General features: G+C 68.8%; 15 protein-coding genes and 1 pseudogene. All 16 read right to left on the bottom strand.

What is annotated here, in order from left to right; translation table 11 throughout:
• Positions 1 to 6: 6 nt before the first annotated feature.
• Complete coding sequence (gspL, locus tag A9G05_RS22040) at positions 7 to 1,089, bottom strand: type II secretion system protein GspL (RefSeq protein ID WP_069562979.1); 1,083 nt, start codon at positions 1,087 to 1,089, stop codon at positions 7 to 9.
• A 5-nt stretch (positions 1,090 to 1,094) separates the two neighbouring features.
• Positions 1,095 to 1,967, bottom strand: a complete 873-nt coding sequence (gene gspK / locus A9G05_RS22035) for a type II secretion system minor pseudopilin GspK (RefSeq protein ID WP_069562978.1) — start codon at positions 1,965 to 1,967, stop codon at positions 1,095 to 1,097.
• Entirely contained in the window at positions 1,960 to 2,544 is a 585-nt protein-coding gene (gene gspJ / locus A9G05_RS22030) for a type II secretion system minor pseudopilin GspJ (RefSeq protein WP_069562977.1), read from the bottom strand. Before gspJ ends, gspK begins: the two co-directional genes overlap by 8 nt.
• A complete protein-coding gene (gene gspI, locus A9G05_RS22025; RefSeq protein WP_256548477.1) occupies positions 2,541 to 2,912 on the bottom strand; it encodes a type II secretion system minor pseudopilin GspI in 372 nt (123 codons plus the stop codon). The genes gspJ and gspI overlap by 4 nt, the downstream gene beginning before the upstream one ends.
• Positions 2,896 to 3,408: a type II secretion system minor pseudopilin GspH gene (gspH, locus tag A9G05_RS22020; protein WP_069562976.1), complete on the bottom strand. Its 513-nt coding sequence runs from the start codon at positions 3,406 to 3,408 to the stop codon at positions 2,896 to 2,898. The genes gspI and gspH overlap by 17 nt, the downstream gene beginning before the upstream one ends.
• Positions 3,408 to 3,842, bottom strand: coding sequence for a type II secretion system major pseudopilin GspG (gene gspG, locus A9G05_RS22015; RefSeq protein WP_044411837.1), 435 nt, complete (start codon positions 3,840 to 3,842; stop codon positions 3,408 to 3,410). The genes gspH and gspG overlap by 1 nt, the downstream gene beginning before the upstream one ends.
• Before the next feature lie 14 nt (positions 3,843 to 3,856).
• Entirely contained in the window at positions 3,857 to 5,071 is a 1,215-nt protein-coding gene (gene gspF, locus A9G05_RS22010) for a type II secretion system inner membrane protein GspF (RefSeq protein ID WP_069562975.1), read from the bottom strand.
• 1 nt (position 5,072) lies between these two features.
• Complete coding sequence (gene gspE / locus A9G05_RS22005; RefSeq protein WP_069562974.1) at positions 5,073 to 6,542, bottom strand: type II secretion system ATPase GspE; 1,470 nt, start codon at positions 6,540 to 6,542, stop codon at positions 5,073 to 5,075.
• Positions 6,539 to 8,437 (bottom strand): type II secretion system secretin GspD, encoded by a 1,899-nt coding sequence (gspD, locus tag A9G05_RS22000; RefSeq protein ID WP_069562973.1) that lies wholly within the window; start codon positions 8,435 to 8,437, stop codon positions 6,539 to 6,541. The genes gspE and gspD overlap by 4 nt, the downstream gene beginning before the upstream one ends.
• On the bottom strand, positions 8,434 to 8,994 hold the full coding sequence (locus A9G05_RS21995; protein WP_069562972.1) for a type II secretion system protein N: 561 nt from the start codon (positions 8,992 to 8,994) through the stop codon (positions 8,434 to 8,436). The genes gspD and A9G05_RS21995 overlap by 4 nt, the downstream gene beginning before the upstream one ends.
• Before the next feature lie 3 nt (positions 8,995 to 8,997).
• Positions 8,998 to 9,513: a cytochrome b gene (locus A9G05_RS21990; protein WP_069562971.1), complete on the bottom strand. Its 516-nt coding sequence runs from the start codon at positions 9,511 to 9,513 to the stop codon at positions 8,998 to 9,000.
• Between the two features lie 71 nt (positions 9,514 to 9,584).
• On the bottom strand, positions 9,585 to 11,153 hold the full coding sequence (locus A9G05_RS21985; RefSeq protein WP_069562970.1) for a lytic polysaccharide monooxygenase: 1,569 nt from the start codon (positions 11,151 to 11,153) through the stop codon (positions 9,585 to 9,587).
• Positions 11,154 to 11,701: 548 nt separating this feature from the next.
• Complete coding sequence (gene gbpA, locus A9G05_RS21980; protein ID WP_069562969.1) at positions 11,702 to 13,246, bottom strand: N-acetylglucosamine-binding protein GbpA; 1,545 nt, start codon at positions 13,244 to 13,246, stop codon at positions 11,702 to 11,704.
• Between the two features lie 232 nt (positions 13,247 to 13,478).
• A complete protein-coding gene (locus A9G05_RS21975; protein ID WP_069562968.1) occupies positions 13,479 to 15,284 on the bottom strand; it encodes a monovalent cation:proton antiporter-2 (CPA2) family protein in 1,806 nt (601 codons plus the stop codon).
• Positions 15,285 to 15,477: 193 nt separating this feature from the next.
• Positions 15,478 to 16,107 (bottom strand): DUF2931 family protein, encoded by a 630-nt coding sequence (locus tag A9G05_RS21970; RefSeq protein ID WP_069562967.1) that lies wholly within the window; start codon positions 16,105 to 16,107, stop codon positions 15,478 to 15,480.
• Positions 16,104 to 16,582 (bottom strand): annotated as a pseudogene (locus tag A9G05_RS27735) (DUF2235 domain-containing protein); the annotation flags it as partial. The pseudogene A9G05_RS27735 and the gene A9G05_RS21970, both read right to left, overlap by 4 nt.

Below are 16,582 nucleotides of genomic sequence, written 5' to 3'. Positions count from 1 at the left end.
CTCGGGTCAGGGGGTGGCGATCTGCAGGCGCGCGCTGACGCCCTGGGCGTCGCGGGCGCCGGCATCGGACTGCACGGCCAGGCCCTGGCTGGTGAGCCCTTCGCGCAGGCGTTCGAGGTCGGCGAAGGACGCGCTGCCGACCCGCAGGGTCCAGCCTTCGCCGGCCTGGTAGTCGAGCCGCTGAACCCGGGCGAGGGCGCCGCCGCCGGCGCTCCAGGTGCGTGCCAGGCGTTCCAGGTTGCGGGCCAGATCGGCGTCGGGTTGATCGGCCTTGGCCAGGCGGGCGCGTACCTGGCGCTCCAGGTCCACCACGCGGGGTTCGTCGGGCACACGGGCCTGCCACTGGGCGAGGTTCTCGGCTTCCAGGGCGGCGGTGGCCTGTTCCAAGGCCTGGCGTTGCACGCGGTCGTGCAGCCACTGTCCGGCTCCGGCCAGCACCACCAGCAGGGCCAGGGTGCCCCAGGGCATGGCGCGGCGGTCGCCACCGGCGAACTCGCCCTGGCGCAGGTCGATGGCTTGGCGACTGCCTTCGGCCAACAGCGCCCAGGGCTCCTCTTCCCGCTGTTGCAGGTCGCTGGGCAGCAGCGCGGCAGAGGCGGCCAGGGACTCGTCATCCAGGGCATCGCACAGGCCGGGGGCGCCGCCCACCAGCCAGCGCCCGGCGCAACGCAGGGCCAGGGGTTGGCCGGGGGGCAGGCAGTCGGCGTCGAGGTGGATGCGCCGAGGCGTCAGCCCCAGAGCGGACAGGCGCTCCAGGCAGGCGCTGAGCCAGGTGCGGTCGAGGGCGATCACTCGGCACTGACGGCCCTGTTGCAGCGGCCCCTGGGCCAGGTGCAACTGGTCGAGGTCGTCCAGCAGGCGTTCTTCCAGGGCGGAGCGCACCGCTTGGCGCAACCAGCGGCCGCTGCGCGCCGGGACCTCGACGCGGTGCTGGCTGGCGGCCTCGGCGGGCAGCAGCAGGGTCAGGGCGCGGCCGGCCAGTGCCTCGGCGGCCTGCTCCAGGCTGCCCTGGGCGGGGGCACCGGTGGTCGTCCACCAGGTGGCGGGGCTGTCGGCGGCGGGTGTGGACAGGTGGAGCCAGGCGTGCACGGGGGTCACTCCGTTGTTGAAGGGGATGGGAGCACCTGGCGACGCAGCACCCGCAGGTGCCCGTCCTGTTCCAGGCGCAGGTCGCTGGCCAGGTGCAGACGGCGTTCGCCCAGCTCGGCCAGCAGGTGGACGCGGAAGAAGCGGCTGTCCACGGCCAGGCCCGGGGCGCGCACTTCGCGGCCTTGCAGCAGGGGCAATTCGAGGAAGTCCTGCACCGTGGCCCAGCCACCGGCGGGGCGCGCCTGCACCAGGGTGCGGGCGAGGGACGGGTCGAGGCCTTCCAGGCTCGCCAGTTGCACCGCCGAGGCGGTGTTGAGGTTGAGGGATGCGCCGCCGAGGGTGGCCACGTGGGGCGCCAGGCGGGCGAAGTCGCTGGGTGCCAGATCACCCAGGCGCATCAGCTCGCTGGTGTCCAGCAGGCCCTGGGCCTTGCCGCCGGGGCCGGGCCGGGTCGGCAGGCGCGCGGGGTCGTGGGCGGGCACGTCGAGCTGGGCCAGCAGGCGCTGGTAGCGTGCGCGCTGCAGGTCGCTGCGGCCGACCCGCAGGTGGTCGAGGTCGAAGCGGCCGGCCAGGTCCTCGATGCGCACCTGCACCTGGCCGCTGCCCAGGGGCCAGCGCTGGGGCGTGCGCGCCCAGCCCTGGCCCAGGTGGACCTGGGGTGGGTCTTCGCGGTTGGCCAGGTCGTCCCGCAGTTGCTGGCGGGCCCAGGTCTCGCCGCTCAGGGCCATCTGCCAGAGGTGCTGCTGGTCCAGTTGGCGGGCGGTGGCGGCCAGACTCAGACGTTGGCGGGCGAGCATGTCGGCCACCACCAGGGTCACCAGGGCGGTGACCAGCAGCACGCTGAGCAGGGCGACGCCGCGTTGGCGGTGTTCATTCATCACGCTGGCCCTCGCCACCCGGCAGCAGGATCACTCGGCGCAGCTCGGGGTAGCCCGGCGCATCGATCACCAGGTCCACGGCAGCCGGCAAGACCAGGGCGCCACCGCCGGCGGGCCAACTGTCGTGGCGCACGCCCTGGGCGTCGATGTAGCCCAGGCGCAGCAGGGTGATCCCCTGCAGCAGGCGCTGGCGGCGCGTGGCGCCGTCGTCGGGGTTGCGGAACTCGCGCCACCATTCGCCGTCCTCCCATTGGTGGCTCACCAGCAGCAGGTCGCTGCGCGGCTGGCCGAGGGGGTTGGCCGCGCCACCGCGCAGCAGGCGGAAGCGGTCGTCACGACCGATCAGCGCCTGGCGCCGGCTGGGGTCGTCGGGCAGGGAGCGGGGCACGGCCTGCCAGAGGTCGCGCTGGAGGATGTCCAGGGCTCGCTGCAGGCTGCGCAGTTGCTGTTCGTGCAATTCGATGCGCTGCTCGCTGTGCAGCACCCGCTGCAGCAGTTGGTAGCTGGCCAGGCCGAGCAGGCTGAACAGGGCGATGGCGATCAGCACTTCCAGCAGGGTGAAGCCGCGCTGGGTCATGGGCGGGCCTCGATGAAGCCGTTCAGGCGTGCACGGGTCACCGGCGGCCGGCCGGGCACGGCGACGGCCACGTCCACCTCCAGCAGGCGCGGGTCGGGGGCGTTGCCCACTTCCACGGCCAGCAGCCATTCGCGGCCGGCGAAGGCGATGCGCTCTTCCCTGTGGCCCATCTGGGGTGCCAGCAGGCCGATGCGCAGCTCGTTGAGGCGGTTGTCCGCCAGCCAGTTGGCGAGGCTGCGCTCCACCAGCCCGGCGCTGTTGCGGGCGACGTGGGTGGCGGCGCTGTAGAGGGCCACGGAGAGGGTGGCGAAGATCGCCAGGGCAACCATGACTTCCAGCAGGGTGAAACCCTCAGAGCGGTTCAACACGCACCTCCTCCAGGCCGTCGCTGGACAGCTCCAGCACCGGCCGGCCGCGCACCTCGATCTGCAGGCTGAAGGGCGTCAGTTCGTCGCTGGAGAGCACCAGCAGTTGCGGGCCGGGGCCAGGCACGGGGGCGCCCAGGCCGGGAGCCTGCTCGCCCAGTTCCAGGTGCAGGCGCAGGCTGTCGGGCAACTGTTGCGGGCGGTAGTCGCTGGCCGGTAGCCAGCGGCCGTCGGCGTCCAGGCGATGCACGGTGTAGCCGTCGGGTTCGATGCGCACGCCCAGCTCCTGGCGCTCCAGCATGGCGTCCTCGCGCAACAGGCCGAGCAGGCTGCGCAGGCGCTCGGCTTCGCGCTTGGCGTGCTGCGGGCCGTGGTCGCTCTGGGCGAGGGTCAGGGTGCTGGCCAACAGGCCGACCATGAGGATCACCACCAGCACTTCCAGCAGGGTGAAGCCTCGCGCCCGGCGAGCCGATGGGATGAGGTGGGACGTACGGAGCATCAGAGGTCCCAGTTGCCGATCTCGGCATTCAGGCCTTCGCCGCCGGCACGGCCGTCGGCCCCGAAGGAGAACAGGTCATAGGCGGTGCCGCGGCTGCCGGGCACCACGTACTGGTAGGGGTTGCCCCAGGGGTCCACGGGCAGGCGCTTGAGGTAGCCGTCGGGGTTCCAGTTGCGCGCGGCCGGGGTGCCGCTGGGCTTGCTGACCAGGGCTTCGAGGCCCTGCTGGGTGCTGGGGTAGCCGTGGTTGTCGAGCTTGTAGATGTCCAGCGCCATGGCGATGGCCTTGATGTCGCTGCGGGCAGCGGTGACCTTGGCCTGGTCCGGGCGGTTCATGATCTGCGGGACCACGAGTGCGGCGAGGACGCCGAGGATGACCACGACGACCATGATTTCGATCAGGGTGAAACCCCGTTGCCGGTTGCGGGTGTGCATGGGTGTGCCTGCCTTCAGGTGATGAGTTGGTTGAGGCTGAGGATGGGCATCAGGATCGCCAGGACGATGAGCAGCACGCTGGCGCCCATGAACACCAGCATCGCCGGCTCGAACAGTCCGACGAGCATGGCGATGCGGTTGGCCAACTGGGTTTCCTGCTGGGTGGCGGCGCGGTCGAGCATGGCGTCCAGCTCGCCGGAGCGCTCACCGCTGGCGATCAGGTAGAGCATCATCGGCGGGAAGTGGCCGCTGCGCTCCAGTGCCCGGGTCAGGCCGCCACCTTCTCGCACCGAGCGCGCCACGTCTTTGAGACTCGTCCGAATCCGTTGGTTGGCCACCACTTCGGCGGCGATTTCCAGGGCGTCCACCAGCGGTACACCGCTGCGCCCGAGGATGGCCAGGGTGCTGGTGAAACGGGTGCAGTTGCTCGCCCGCAGCACCTTGCCCACCACCGGCAGGCGCAGTTGCAGGCCGTGCCAGGCCAGGCGCGTGGCGGGGCGGCGCAAGGCCAGGTGCACGCCCACCGCTGCGGCGGCGACGAACAGCAGCATGAGCAGGCCGTGGGCCTGCAGGCCGGCACTGGCGGCGATCAGACCACGGGTCAGGGCGGGCAGCTCCTGGCCGCTGTCGATGAACACCTTGACCACGTCCGGCACCACGAAGCCGAGCAGGAAGCCGACGATGCCGAAGGCCGCCACCAGCAGGATGCTGGGGTAGAGCATGGCCAACTGCAGTTGCTGGCGCGCTGCCTGGCGGGCTTCGGTGTAGTCGGCCAGTTGCATCAGCACCTGGGCCAGGTGGCCGGCGCGTTCGCCGGCGGCCACGGTGGCGCGGTACAGCGCCGGGAAGGCGCGGGGGAACTCGGCCATGGCGCGGGCCAGGCCGTGGCCTTCCAGCACCCGCGCGCGAATGGCCAGGACCATGGCTTGGTGGGCGCGCTTCTCGCACTGGGCGGCGACCGCCGCGAGCACCTCTTCCAGGGGCAGGGCAGCCTGCACCAGGGTGGCCAACTGGCGGGTCAGCAGGGCCAGGTCGGCGGTGGAGAGCCCCTGGCGGTTGCGCCCCGGCGTGCCTTCGCGCGGGGTACTGCCCCGGTGGCTCTTGAGCTTGAGCGGCACCAGGTTGCGCTCGCGCAGCAACTGGCGCGCCTGGCGCTCGCTGTCGGCTTCCTGCACGCCGCGCAGCTTGCGGCCGCCGGGGTCCATGGCGAGGTATTCGTAGGCGGCCATCTCAGTCCTCCCGGGTGACGCGCAGCAGTTCTTCGAGGCTGGTCACGCCGGCCAGCACCTTGTCGCGGCCGTCCATGAACAGGCTGGGGCCATGACGGCGGGCGTGGCGGGTCAGTTCGGCCTCGCCGGCGCCCTGGTGGATCAGTTGGCGCAGGGCTTCGTCCAGCACCACCAGTTCGTAGAGGCCCTGGCGGCCGCGGTAGCCGCTGTGCTGGCAGGCGTCGCAGCCCACCGGGTGCCAGAGCGTGGGGCGCGCCTGCAGGTCGAGGCCGAGGTGCTCGCAGGCGGCGTCGTCGGCAGGCCCGGGCTGCTTGCAGTGGGGGCAGAGCACCCGCACCAGGCGCTGGGCCAGCACGCCCACCAGGGAGCTGCACAGCAGGAAGGGCTCGACACCCATGTCCACCAGGCGGGTGACGGCGCCCACGGCGCTGTTGGTGTGCAGGGTGGAGAGCACCAGGTGGCCGGTGAGCGAGGCCTGCACGGCGATCTCGGCGGTCTCGTGGTCGCGGATCTCGCCGACCATGACCACGTCCGGGTCTTGGCGGAGGATGGCCCGCAGGCCCCGTGCGAAGGTCATGTCCACCTTGGTGTTGACCTGGGTCTGGCCGATGCCGGGCAGGTGGTACTCCACCGGGTCCTCGATGGTGAGGATGTTGCGGGTCTGGCTGTTGAGGCTGGCCAGGCCGGCGTAGAGGGTGGTGGTCTTGCCCGAGCCGGTGGGGCCGGTGACCAGCAGGATGCCGTGGGGGCGCGCCAGGGCGCCTTCCAGGCGGCTGCGGGTGGCCGGGTCCATGCCCAGGCGGCTGAGGTCGAGGCGACCGGCCTGCTTGTCCAGCAGGCGCATCACCACGCGCTCGCCGTGGGTGGAGGGCAGGGTGGAGACGCGCACGTCCACTTCGTGGCCGGCAATGCGCAGGGCGATGCGGCCGTCCTGGGGGATGCGCTTTTCGGCAATGTCCAGCCGCGCCATGACCTTGATCCGCGACACCAGCAGCCCGGCCAGCTCGCGGCGGGGCTGGAGGATTTCGCGCAGCAGGCCGTCCACCCGCAGGCGCACGGAGAGGTGGCGCTCGAAGGTCTCCAGGTGGATGTCCGAGGCCTTGGCCTTCACCGCCTCGGCGAGGATGGCGTTGATCAGGCGGATGATCGGCGCGTCGTCCTCCTGCTCCATCAGGTCGGTGGTCTGCGGCAACTGTTCGGCGAGGCTGGCCAGGTCGTCCTGCCCGGCCATGGCGTCGCCCAGGCCGTCGGCCACTTCGCGGGCGTCGTTCTGGCCGTCCTGATAGTGGCTGGCCAGGACATCGGCGAAGGCCTCGGCGTCCAGCACCCGGGGGCGCAGGGCGCTGCCGTGCTGACGCCGCACCTCGGCGAGGATGGCCATGTCGGTACCGACCCGGCACAGCAGCTCGCCGCCGTGCAGCAGCACACCATGGCGCCGGGCGTAGCTGAAGGGCAGGCGCGCGCTGCTCATCGCCCGGTGGCTCCGCGCACGTCCAGCACCGGGCTGCCGTCGTTGTCGAACAGGCGCCGCGGGTCGCTGGGCAGCAGCATCCCGTTGGGGCCGCGGTCGTTGCTGTGCAGGTTGCGCAGGTCGTTGTACTTGCGCTGGCCCAGCTCGCCGCTTTCCTCGCTGGTGCGCAGCAGGGTCGGGCGCAGGAAAACCATGAGGTTGGTCTTTTCGGTGATCTCCTTGGTGGAGCGGAACAGCCCGCCGATCAGGGGGATGTCGCCCAGCAGCGGGACCTTGCTGACCTGGGTCTTGACGTTGTCCTTGATCAGGCCGCCGATGACGATGATCTGTCCGTCGTCGGCGAGGATGGTGCTCTTGATTGCACGCTTGTTGGTGATGGCGTCGCTGGTGTTGATGCCCGGCGGTGCGGCGGCCAGCTCGGAGCTCTCCTGCTCGACCTTCAGGCGCAGGCTGTTGCCCTCGTTGATGTGCGGGGTGACCTTGAGGGTCACGCCGATGTCGCGGCGCTCGACGGTGGTGAAGGGGTTGTTGGCCCCGGCCGCGTCGGTGGTGTAGGAGCCGGTCTGGAAGGGCACGTTCTGGCCCACCAGGATTTCCGCCGGCTCGTTGTCCAGGGTCAGCAGGCTGGGGGTGGAGAGCAGGTTGTTGTTGGAGTCGCTGGACAGGGCGGTGACCAGGGCGGCGAAGTGGCCGCTGCCGACGCCGATCACGCCACCGTCAGGGAGCGTGGGGCGCTTGCCGTCCTGCAGGGTGCCCAGCAGCGAGCCGATGGTCAGGCCGGTGCTGCCGAACTGGATGGCGCCGCCGGCGTCGCTGCCACGGCCGGCCCACTGCACGCCGAGGGCGTCGTTGATATCACCGCTGACTTCGACGATGGCCGCTTCCACCAGCACCTGGGCGCGGGGGCGGTCGAGCTGCTCGATCACCGCATCGAGGGTGGCCAACTGGGCCGGCTCGGCCATCAGCACGAGGGCGTTCTGGCTTTCGTCGGCGCTGATGAGGATGGAGCCGGCTCGGCCGTCCTTGCCGCCGTTGCCCACTTCCATGCGCTTGCCGATGCCGGAGAGCAGGTCGGCCAACTGCTTGGCGTCGGTGTGGTGCAGGCGCACCACGCGGGTGCCGTCGTTGGCGTTGCCGGGCACGTCCAACTGGCGGGCGAGGGTGGCCATCTGCTCGCGGGCCTGGCTTGGGCCGACCAGGATCAGCCGGTTGCTGCGGGCGTCGGCAATGGCGCGGGCGCCGGCCGGGGCGCCGCTGCCCTGGTTGACGCTCTCGGTGAGAGTGGCAGCCAGGTCGGTGGCCCAGGCGTGCTTGAGGCCGAGGGTGGAGAAGGCGCGCTCGCCGGCGCTGTCCAGCTCACGCACCAGGGAGCGGATGCGGCCGACGTTGCTGGCGCTGTCGGTCACCACCAGGGCGTTGGAGCTGCTGGACGGGGCGACGTAGGCGTCCATCGCCACCAGCGGGCGCAGCACGGCGGCCACTTCGGCGGAGGTGGCGTTGCGCAGCGGGATGACTTCGGTGACGAACTCGTCGTCGGCCGCCTGTTCGCTGCCGCTGGCCTTGGTCTTGGCGTCGGCCACGGGGACGATCAGCACCCGGTCGCCCTGGTCGAGGGCGGCGTAGCCCTGACTGCGCAGCACGGTGAGGAACAGCGAGTAGATGCCGGCCTGGTCCAGCGCACTGCTGGACTGCACGGTGACCTTACCGCTCATGCGCGGGTCGAGGACCATGGTCTTGCCGGTGATTTCGCCGACTTCGCTGACCAGGTCGCGCAGTTCGGCGTCCTTCATGTTCAGCGTCCATTGGCGGGGTTCGTTGCGTTCGGCGAACGCGGGAAGGGGGGCGAGCAGGGTGCCAAGCACCAGCAGCGCGCCGGTCACGCGGGGCAGTTTCATGGTCGGGTCTCCGGCGTGTGGATGGGGGCCCCGTGTGCGGTTTCGGCCGCAGGCGGACGGGGTACGAAGAGGCGGGTTTCAGGGCGCGGGAAACCCAGGCGATAGTCGCGGCCGCCGTGGTTCAGCAGGACGTGGTCGGGGGCGACGGCGCGCAGCACGGCACCGCCTGGCAGGCGGTCGCCGATGCGGTAGAACGCGCTGCCCGAGGGGCCGGCGATCAGTGCGCGGGAGTCGGTCTCTCCGCGTTCGGCCAGGCTCGCCATCAGCACCAGCGAGAGGCTGGTGCTGGCGTCTTCGGCGGCCTCCTCGGGGCTACCGCTGGCAGGCAACACGCCGAACAGCAGGGCCACCAGGGTGCTGTCCAGCGGCGCGGCCTCGGTGGCCACCGGGGCGGCAGCACTGGGGACCGGCTGGGCCAGCGTGGCGGCCAGGGCCTGGCGGGCGTGCCAGGCACCCTGGGCGAGCCAGGCCAGCCAGCCAGCGAGGGCGAGCACGGCCAGGGCCAGCAGGGCCCGGCGCAACGGCAGGCGGAGGTCGGGACGCAGCGACGGCAGCATGGCTCAGGGCTTCATCCGGTCAAGCACGGCATGGCCGCGCAGTTGGTGGAACACCACGGCGCCGATGTGGCCCGCTACCAGTAGGGCAAGCACCACGCAGAACAGGCGGTGGCTGCTGTTGAAGAATTCGATCAGCACCGGCTCGGCAAAGGGCTGCGGCAGGGTGGCCATGCCGAACAGGTCGATGGGGCGGTCCATCATCAGCACGCCGGTGACGAGCACCAGGGCGGTGGCGATGTACAGGGCCAGGTGGCCCGCCTTGGCGAGAAACTGTCCGAGGCCGTTGCCGTGGGCGATGTCGTCGGGCCCAGGCTGGGCAAGGGCGTAGCCGATGCGCAGCACGAAGAACGGGATGAGCAGGGCGGTGAGCGAGACGTTGATGAAACCGATGGTCTCGGACAGGGCCGCCGGCACATCCAGCAGGGCATTGGCGAAGCCGGTGACGGTGGCCCAGAGGATGACCAGCGCGGAACCCCAGTGCAGGAGGGCGCGAGGGCGCGAGTAACGAGCAGTGGACATGTGGAGTCTTCCCTGTGGAACGAGGAGGAGCGTGGCGCCAGGCGCCACGCTCCGTTTGTTGCAGGCTTGGGTTACTTGCGCTTCCAGGCCATGTTCCAGTGGGAGCCCGTGCCGGGTTCGAACTGGTTGGAACCGGCGTTCCACTGCTTGCAGTAGCCTTCGGCCGGGAAGGGCAGGCACTCGTAGGTGTTGCCGTCCTTGCCCAGTACGGTGGTACCGGCCTTGTAGCTGCTCAGGCCATCCGGGAAGACGAAGTCGTAGTCACCGTTGCCGGGGTTCTCGCCGCCGCCTTCACCGGGGTTCTCGCCACCACCTTCGCCCGGGTTCTCACCGCCACCGTTACCCGGCTCGGCGATCAGGGTGAAGCTGTGGGTCTGCTGCAGCAGTTCGCCTTTCTTCGGCGTGGCCACCACGACCAGGTCGTGTGCACCGGCTTCCGCGTTGGTCAGGGTCATGTGGAAGTGCGGGGTGTTGCCCGGAGCAGCTTCCTTGTGAGCGACGGTTTCGCCCTTGGCGTTCAGCACGGTGGCCTTGACCTGGTACTCGCCACCCTGGGCGATGGCGTTGAAGTGCAGGTCAGCCTTGCCATCCTTGATCTGGTAGCTGGAGGACAGGCCGGTCAGGTTCAGGGAACCCGGAACGGTGGGCTGGTCCTTCTTGACTTCGACACGAACGACTTCGCTGTCGGCCTTGACGTGGATGCCGTTGCGGCCGTAGTTCGGGACTACGTCGCCATCAGCGTTCAGCTCGCCGAGCTTGTAGCCGAAGTTACCGGCATTGACCTTCTGGGCCAGCAGGAAGGGCCAGGTGTTGGCCTGGGCCTGTTCGGCAGTGGCGATCTTCAGGTCGACGGTGTTCAGCGGGCCGGTCTTGCTGAAGGCACGCAGGGTCACGGTGTCACCGATGTTCAGGGCTTCCGGCTGAACGGCACCGATCAGGTTCCACTCCGGTGCAGGAGGCGGAGTTTCGCCGCCACCGGCCTGGTCGTTTTCGATGTTGACATCGACCACCTGGTAGAAGGTGGCGGCGGTGTCACCGACACGCCAGGTAGCGAGCACGACGTGGTAGCCGCTGCGGTCAGCCGGGATGTCCAGACGGTGGGTGGACTTGCCGCCGGACTGGGGACGCACGCTTACGCCTTCAACGTACTGCTCGTGCTTCAGCGGGGTGGCTTCGAAGCTGTCGCGGGTCAGCGGCTGGTTGGGGTTCCAGTCCTTCTTGGTGATGTAGAACTGCCAGTAGGCGGTGGCGTGACCGGCAGTGTAGTGCCAGCGGAAGTCCTGCATGCCCGGCTTGATGGTGGTCTTGTGCCAGCGGGTGGCGCTCTGCTCGTTCAGTTGGCTGTAGCTGTTGTGGCCGCCGGCGGCGATGGTGCCGTCAGCCGGGCCGCACTCCAGGAAGGTGCCGCCGCAGTACGCACCACCGAAGTGGTTCTGGGCATCCGGGCGGTATTCCACGCTTTGCGGTTCGTACTGGATGGGGCCGCAACCGGAGTTGAGGTTGCCGCCGTCTCGGTGGCACATCAGCGAGCGCGATTTCGGGCTGTCGATGTAGCCGTGGGCGATAGCTTGCTGGGAGGCCAGGGTGGCGAGGCCGATAGCCAGGGCCAGGGGGAGTTTGCGAAGGCTCTGCTTGCGCATTCTTCGAAGGTCCTTATGAGTAGGTTGCAAAGGAGCCCTCGATGCAGGCGTGGGGTCGATGGGGTCTTCTCCAATCCCTGCATCTCGGGACTGGGATCAGAATGCCGTCGGGCTCGGACCGCTCACATTGGACGAGTCCGAAAGCCGTTCGGGCGCTCAGGACTGCGGGCGGCGAGGAGGGAAGCGGTGTCGTCGGACGGTGCGTGAAGTACGGGACACGGGGCAGCGACTTGACCGCCTGGCCCTTGATGAGGTCAGCGTCGAACAGGGTTTCCAGCTCGGCGCGGGCCTTGCGGGCGCTCCGCAGCATGGTGGGCGCGTTGCGCCAGGAGGGTTTCGGGGCGCGGTGGGCCGCCAGAAGATCGGGATGGGCCTGGGTGTGGCCGATGCGCAGCACGAAGAGCGGAATCGGCAGCGCGGCGAGCGAGACGTTGGCGCAGCAGGGCCGTGGGGCGCGAGTCACGCGCTGTGGCCATGCGCAGTGTTCGCAGGGAAATGAAAAAAGAGCGTGGCGCCAGGCGCCACACTCCCTTTATTGCAGGCTTGGGTTACTTGCGCTTCCAGGCCATGTCCCAGTGGGTGCCCTTGCCGGGCTCGAACTGGGTGGAACCGCTGGTCCACTGCTTGCAGTAGCCGCTGGCCGGGAACGGCAGGCACTCGTAGGTGTTGCCATCCTTCGCCAGTACGGTGGTGCCGGCCTTGTAGCTCTGCACGCCATCCGGGAAGACGAAGTCGTAATCACCGTTGCCGGGGTTTTCGCCACCGCCTTCGCCCGGGTTCTCGCCGCCGCCGTTACCCGGCTCGGCAATCAGGGTGAAGCGGTGAGTCTGCTGCAGCAACTCGCCCTTCTTCGGGGTGGCCACGACCACCAGGTCATGTGCGCCGGCTTCCACATTGTTCAGAGCCATGTGGAAGTGCGGGGTGTTGCCCGGAGCAGCTTCCTTGTGAGCGACGGTCTCGCCCTTGGTGTTCAGCACGGTGGCCTTGATCTGGTACTCGCCGCCCTGTGCGATGGCGTTGAAGTGCAGGTCGGTCTTGCCGTCCTTGATCTGGTAGCTGGAGGACAGACCGGTCAGGCTCAGGGAACCCGGAATGGTGGGCTGATCCTTCTGGATTTCGACGCGGGTGACCTTGCTGTCGGCCTTCACATGGATGCCGTTACGGCCGTAGTTCGGGACGATCTCGCCGGCGGTGTTCAGCTCGCCGAGCTTGTAGCCGTAGTCGCCGGCGTTGACCTTCTTGGCCAGCAGGAAGGGCCAGGTGTTGGCCTGGGCCTGTTCGGCGTTGGCGATCTTCAGCTCGACGGTGCTCAGCTGGCTGCTCTTGTCGAAGGCGCGCAGGGTGACGGTGTCACCGATGTTCAGTTGCTCCGGCTGAACGGCACCGATCAGGTTCCACTCCGGGGCGGGCGGCGGGGTTTCGCCACCACCGGCCTGGTCGTTGTCGATGTTCACGTCGATGGCCTGGTAGAAGGTGGCGTCGGTGTCGCCTACGCGCCAGGTGGCGAGAATCACGTGGTAGCCGCTGCGGTCAGCCGGCACATTCACCCGGTGAACGGATCGGCCATTGCGCTGCGGAGTCTCGTGGACGCCAGGTGTGAACTGCTCGTGAGCGATCGGCGTGGCTTCGAAGGAATCGCGGGTCAGCGGCTGGTTGGGGTTCCAATCCTTCTTGGTGATGTAGAACTGCCAGTAGGCAGTCGCGTGACCCTGGGTGTAGAACCAGGTGAAGTCCTGCATGCCGGGCTTGATGGTGGTCTTGTGCCAGCGGGTGGCGGTCTGCTCGTTCAGCTCGCTGAAGCGCTGGAGGCCGCCTGCTGCGATGGTGCCTTCTGCCGGGCCACACTCCTGGAAGGTGCCGCCGCACCACTTGCCGTTCAGGTGATGGTTGACTGCAGGGGTGTACTCAACGCTCTGGGGTTCGTACTGGACACCACCGCATTTGGCGTTCAGGCTGCCGCCATTGGAGGCGCACATGAAGGAGCGGGATTGCGGGCTTTCGATGTAGCCGTGGGCGATGGCCTGCTGGGAGGCCAGGGTGGCGAGGCCGATGGCCAGGGCCAGGGGGAGTTTGCGAAGGCTCTGCTTGCGCATGCGTTGAAGGTCCTTATGGATAGGTCTTAAAGGAGCCCTCGATGCAGGCGTGGGGTCGATGGGGTCTTCTCCTGCCCCTGCATCTCGGGACTGGGGTCAGAATGGCGCCGCGGTCGGGCTGCTCCCATGGGACGAGTCCGAAAGCCGCTCGGCCGCTCAGGATTGCGGGTATGGGGGAGGGAAGGCAGCGCCGCCAGTGGCGCGGCGGCGCGCAGAGAGCGGGACGCAGGGGCTATTTGATCGCCTGGTCCTCGATACGGTCGGCGTCGAACAGGGTTTCCAGCTCGGCCCGGGCCTCGCGGGCGGTCTGCAGCATGGCGGCCGCGTCACCGTGGACCTTGTACTGGGCAGCCAGGACCTCCTCGTCATGGCGCCGGAAACGGCAGATGCGCGCCTCGGCCTGCTCCGGCGGCAGGCCCATGCCGAGGAGGATCTGCCGGGCCATCTCCAGGCTGGAATAGAAAGTCTCGCGCACCGGCATGGCGCCCAGGTCGAGCAACTGGTGCACGTGCTGGCGGTCCCGGGCGCGGGAGATGATTTTCAGATGCGGGTAGAGCCGGTGCACCAGCTCGGTGGTGCGCAGGGTCGTCGCCGGATCATCGGTGGCGATGACGAAGAACTCGGCCTTGTCCACCTTGGCCGCACGGAGGATCTCGGGGCGCAGCGGGTCGCCGTAGAAGATCGGGATGCGGCCCAGGCTGCGGGACAGCTCGATGGTTTCCACCGAGGTGTCCAGCGCCAGGAAGGGCACGCGCTGGGCGTGCAGCACACGGGCGATGATCTGGCCCATGCGCCCGGTGCCGGCAATCACCACGCGGGGAGCATCGCTCTCGATGCGCTGGTATTCCTCGGGCACTTCCACCGGCGCCGGGGCGGCCTGGGAGAAACGGCTCACCAGCAGGATCAGCAGCGGTGTCATGGCCATGGACAGGGTGATGGCCAGCACCAGGTAGCCATGCAGGTCGGCATCCACCAGGGCGTGCTCGCGGGCGATCTTGAACACCACGAAGGCGAACTCACCGCCGGCTGCCAGCACCACCGCCAGACGCAGTGCGCTCTGCCGCACCAGTTGGCCCGCCATGCGTGCCAACAGGTACAGCACCGGGAACTTGCAGGCCAGCAGCAGCAGGGTGAGGGCCACCACCAGCAGCGGCTGGCGTAGCAGCAGGCCGAGGTCGGTGCTCATGCCCACGCTGATGAAGAACAGGCCGAGCAGCAGACCCTTGAAGGGTTCGATCTGCGCTTCCAACTCGTGGCGGTACTCCGAATCGGCCAGCAGCAGGCCGGCGAGGAAGGCGCCCAGGGCCATGGACACGCCGGTTTTCTCCATCAGCCAGGCCGTGCCGATCACCACCAGCAGGGCGGTAGCGGTGGACACCTCCTGCAGGCCGGTGCGGGCCACCACGCGGAACACCGGGCGCAGCAGGTAGCGGCCGCCGATGATCACCAGACCGATGCTGCCCACCACCTCGGCGAGGTGGAGCAGACCGCCGCCGTCCTGCTCCGGCGTGGCCGAGCCGCTGAGCAGCGGCACCAGGGCGATCAGCGGGATCGCGGCGATGTCCTGGAACAGCAGGATGGCGAATGCCAGGCGTCCATGGGGGCTGGTCAGCTCCTTGCGCTCGGCGAGGATCTGCAGGCCGAACGCCGTGGACGACAGCGCCAGGCCCAGGCCGAGCACCATCGAGGCCTGCCAGCTCTGGGCGAAACCGAACGCGGCCACACTGCCGATCAGTGCGCCGGTCAGCAGCACCTGGGCCAGGCCGACGCCGAACACCGAGCGCCGCATCACCCACAAGCGCTTGGGCGACAGCTCCAGGCCGATGATGAACAGCAACAGCACCACCCCCAGTTCGGACAGTGTGGCGACGCTCTGCGGGTCATTCACCAGCCCGAGCACGGACGGGCCGATGAACAGACCGGCAAACAGATAACCGAGCACCGCGCCCAGTTGCAGGCGACGGGCAAGCGGAACGGCGAGGACGGCGGCGAGCAGGAAGATGACGGCGACCTGCAACGAGCTGCCTTCATGGGGCATGGCGGAATCCTTGGTAAAGCGGGAACGGTGCCTACAGGCAGGTGGAGGGCAAGGATAGGGGCGGCGAGGGAGGCTGTCACCGTTCCATGCGCCGTAGAGAGCTCGACACCCGTGTCATCACCGTAGGAACACCTACCTGGACGGACTCGGCTGAGGTCTGGCCAGGTGCGTTGGGCGTTAGCGGCAGAGCGGCTCACCAGGAGTCATAGGGAATGCCGTGCTGCTCGATGTAGGCCTTGCTCGCAGGCTCCAGTTCGGGCCAGGCGTATTTCCCGCCTGTCTGTCCCCGGCTCGGCCCCCTGGGTTCGACCACTCCGACGAAACGGCCGACTTCTTTGGCTTTGAGGCAGGGGCCCCGAAGCCAAACCTTGGTGATGCCCCCAGGCGCCAGACCAATGGAGATGGCTTTGCGGTATTGGATTTCCTCCTCGGTGGAATGGACGCAAACCGTGCGCTGGGGCTTGACCATCTCGTCCCGTACCCACTGCGGAATGGTGATGCGCACCTTGTAGACCTGGGGCTCCACCAGGGATTGCCAGCGCACGAAGATGATATTGGGCAGGTCGACGTTGTTGACCGGCTTCATGGCCCCGCCCCCCCCCCACCAGCCTTCTGTCTTCGCTGCATAGCCAACAATCCCGCCGTATACCCACTCGAATGCCAGGTTGCGGCGATCGACGACATCAATGCTTTCTACCCAGACCTCCATATGCCGTGGCGCGCCTGCGCCGATGTACCAGGTGGGATAGGGCAGGCGTGGGGCGTTTCCGGCACAGCCGCTCAGTGGAAGCAACAGGAGGGTGATCAATAAGCGAAGCTTCATTCCGGGTAACCCTCTTGAGGTCGTTGGTTATAGGCCAGCCGTTGGTTGGCCGGCTTGTTGAGCAGCAGGCCGGCGGTTGGCACCCAGTGGGCGGAGGTATGGATGTAGCGCCCCAGCAGGTAACGCTCTTCCTCGTGGGTCAGGCGATTGCTGATACCCCGCGCATAGGCGAGCAGCTTTTCAGCGATGGGGGCGAGGTCATCGGGCAGTTGGAATGCTGCTTCGGCGGGTAACGCTTTCAGCGGTACTTCGAACTTCACGGCCGCCTCATGCATGGCCTGCAGGGCCACCTTGGACAGGTCACCGTAGACCTTGCGATCCATGGCCACGGCGACCATCCAGCGCTCGCTGGGCACCATACCCCGTTCATGTCTGGGTTGGCCGGTCCGCCAGGCGATGGGCCTGAGTTCGCCGTCGCCCGGCAGACCCCGCCCCATGAGGCGGTCGGCTTCCCGCAGGGCCTGTTGCCAGGCGC

It is taken from the genome of Pseudomonas sp. ENNP23, assembly GCF_001728945.1.
GTDB classification, from domain to species: Bacteria; Pseudomonadota; Gammaproteobacteria; order Pseudomonadales; family Pseudomonadaceae; genus Metapseudomonas; species Metapseudomonas otitidis.
Note: the sequence above shows the minus strand (reverse complement) of the source record. Positions and strands in the feature narration are given on the sequence as shown.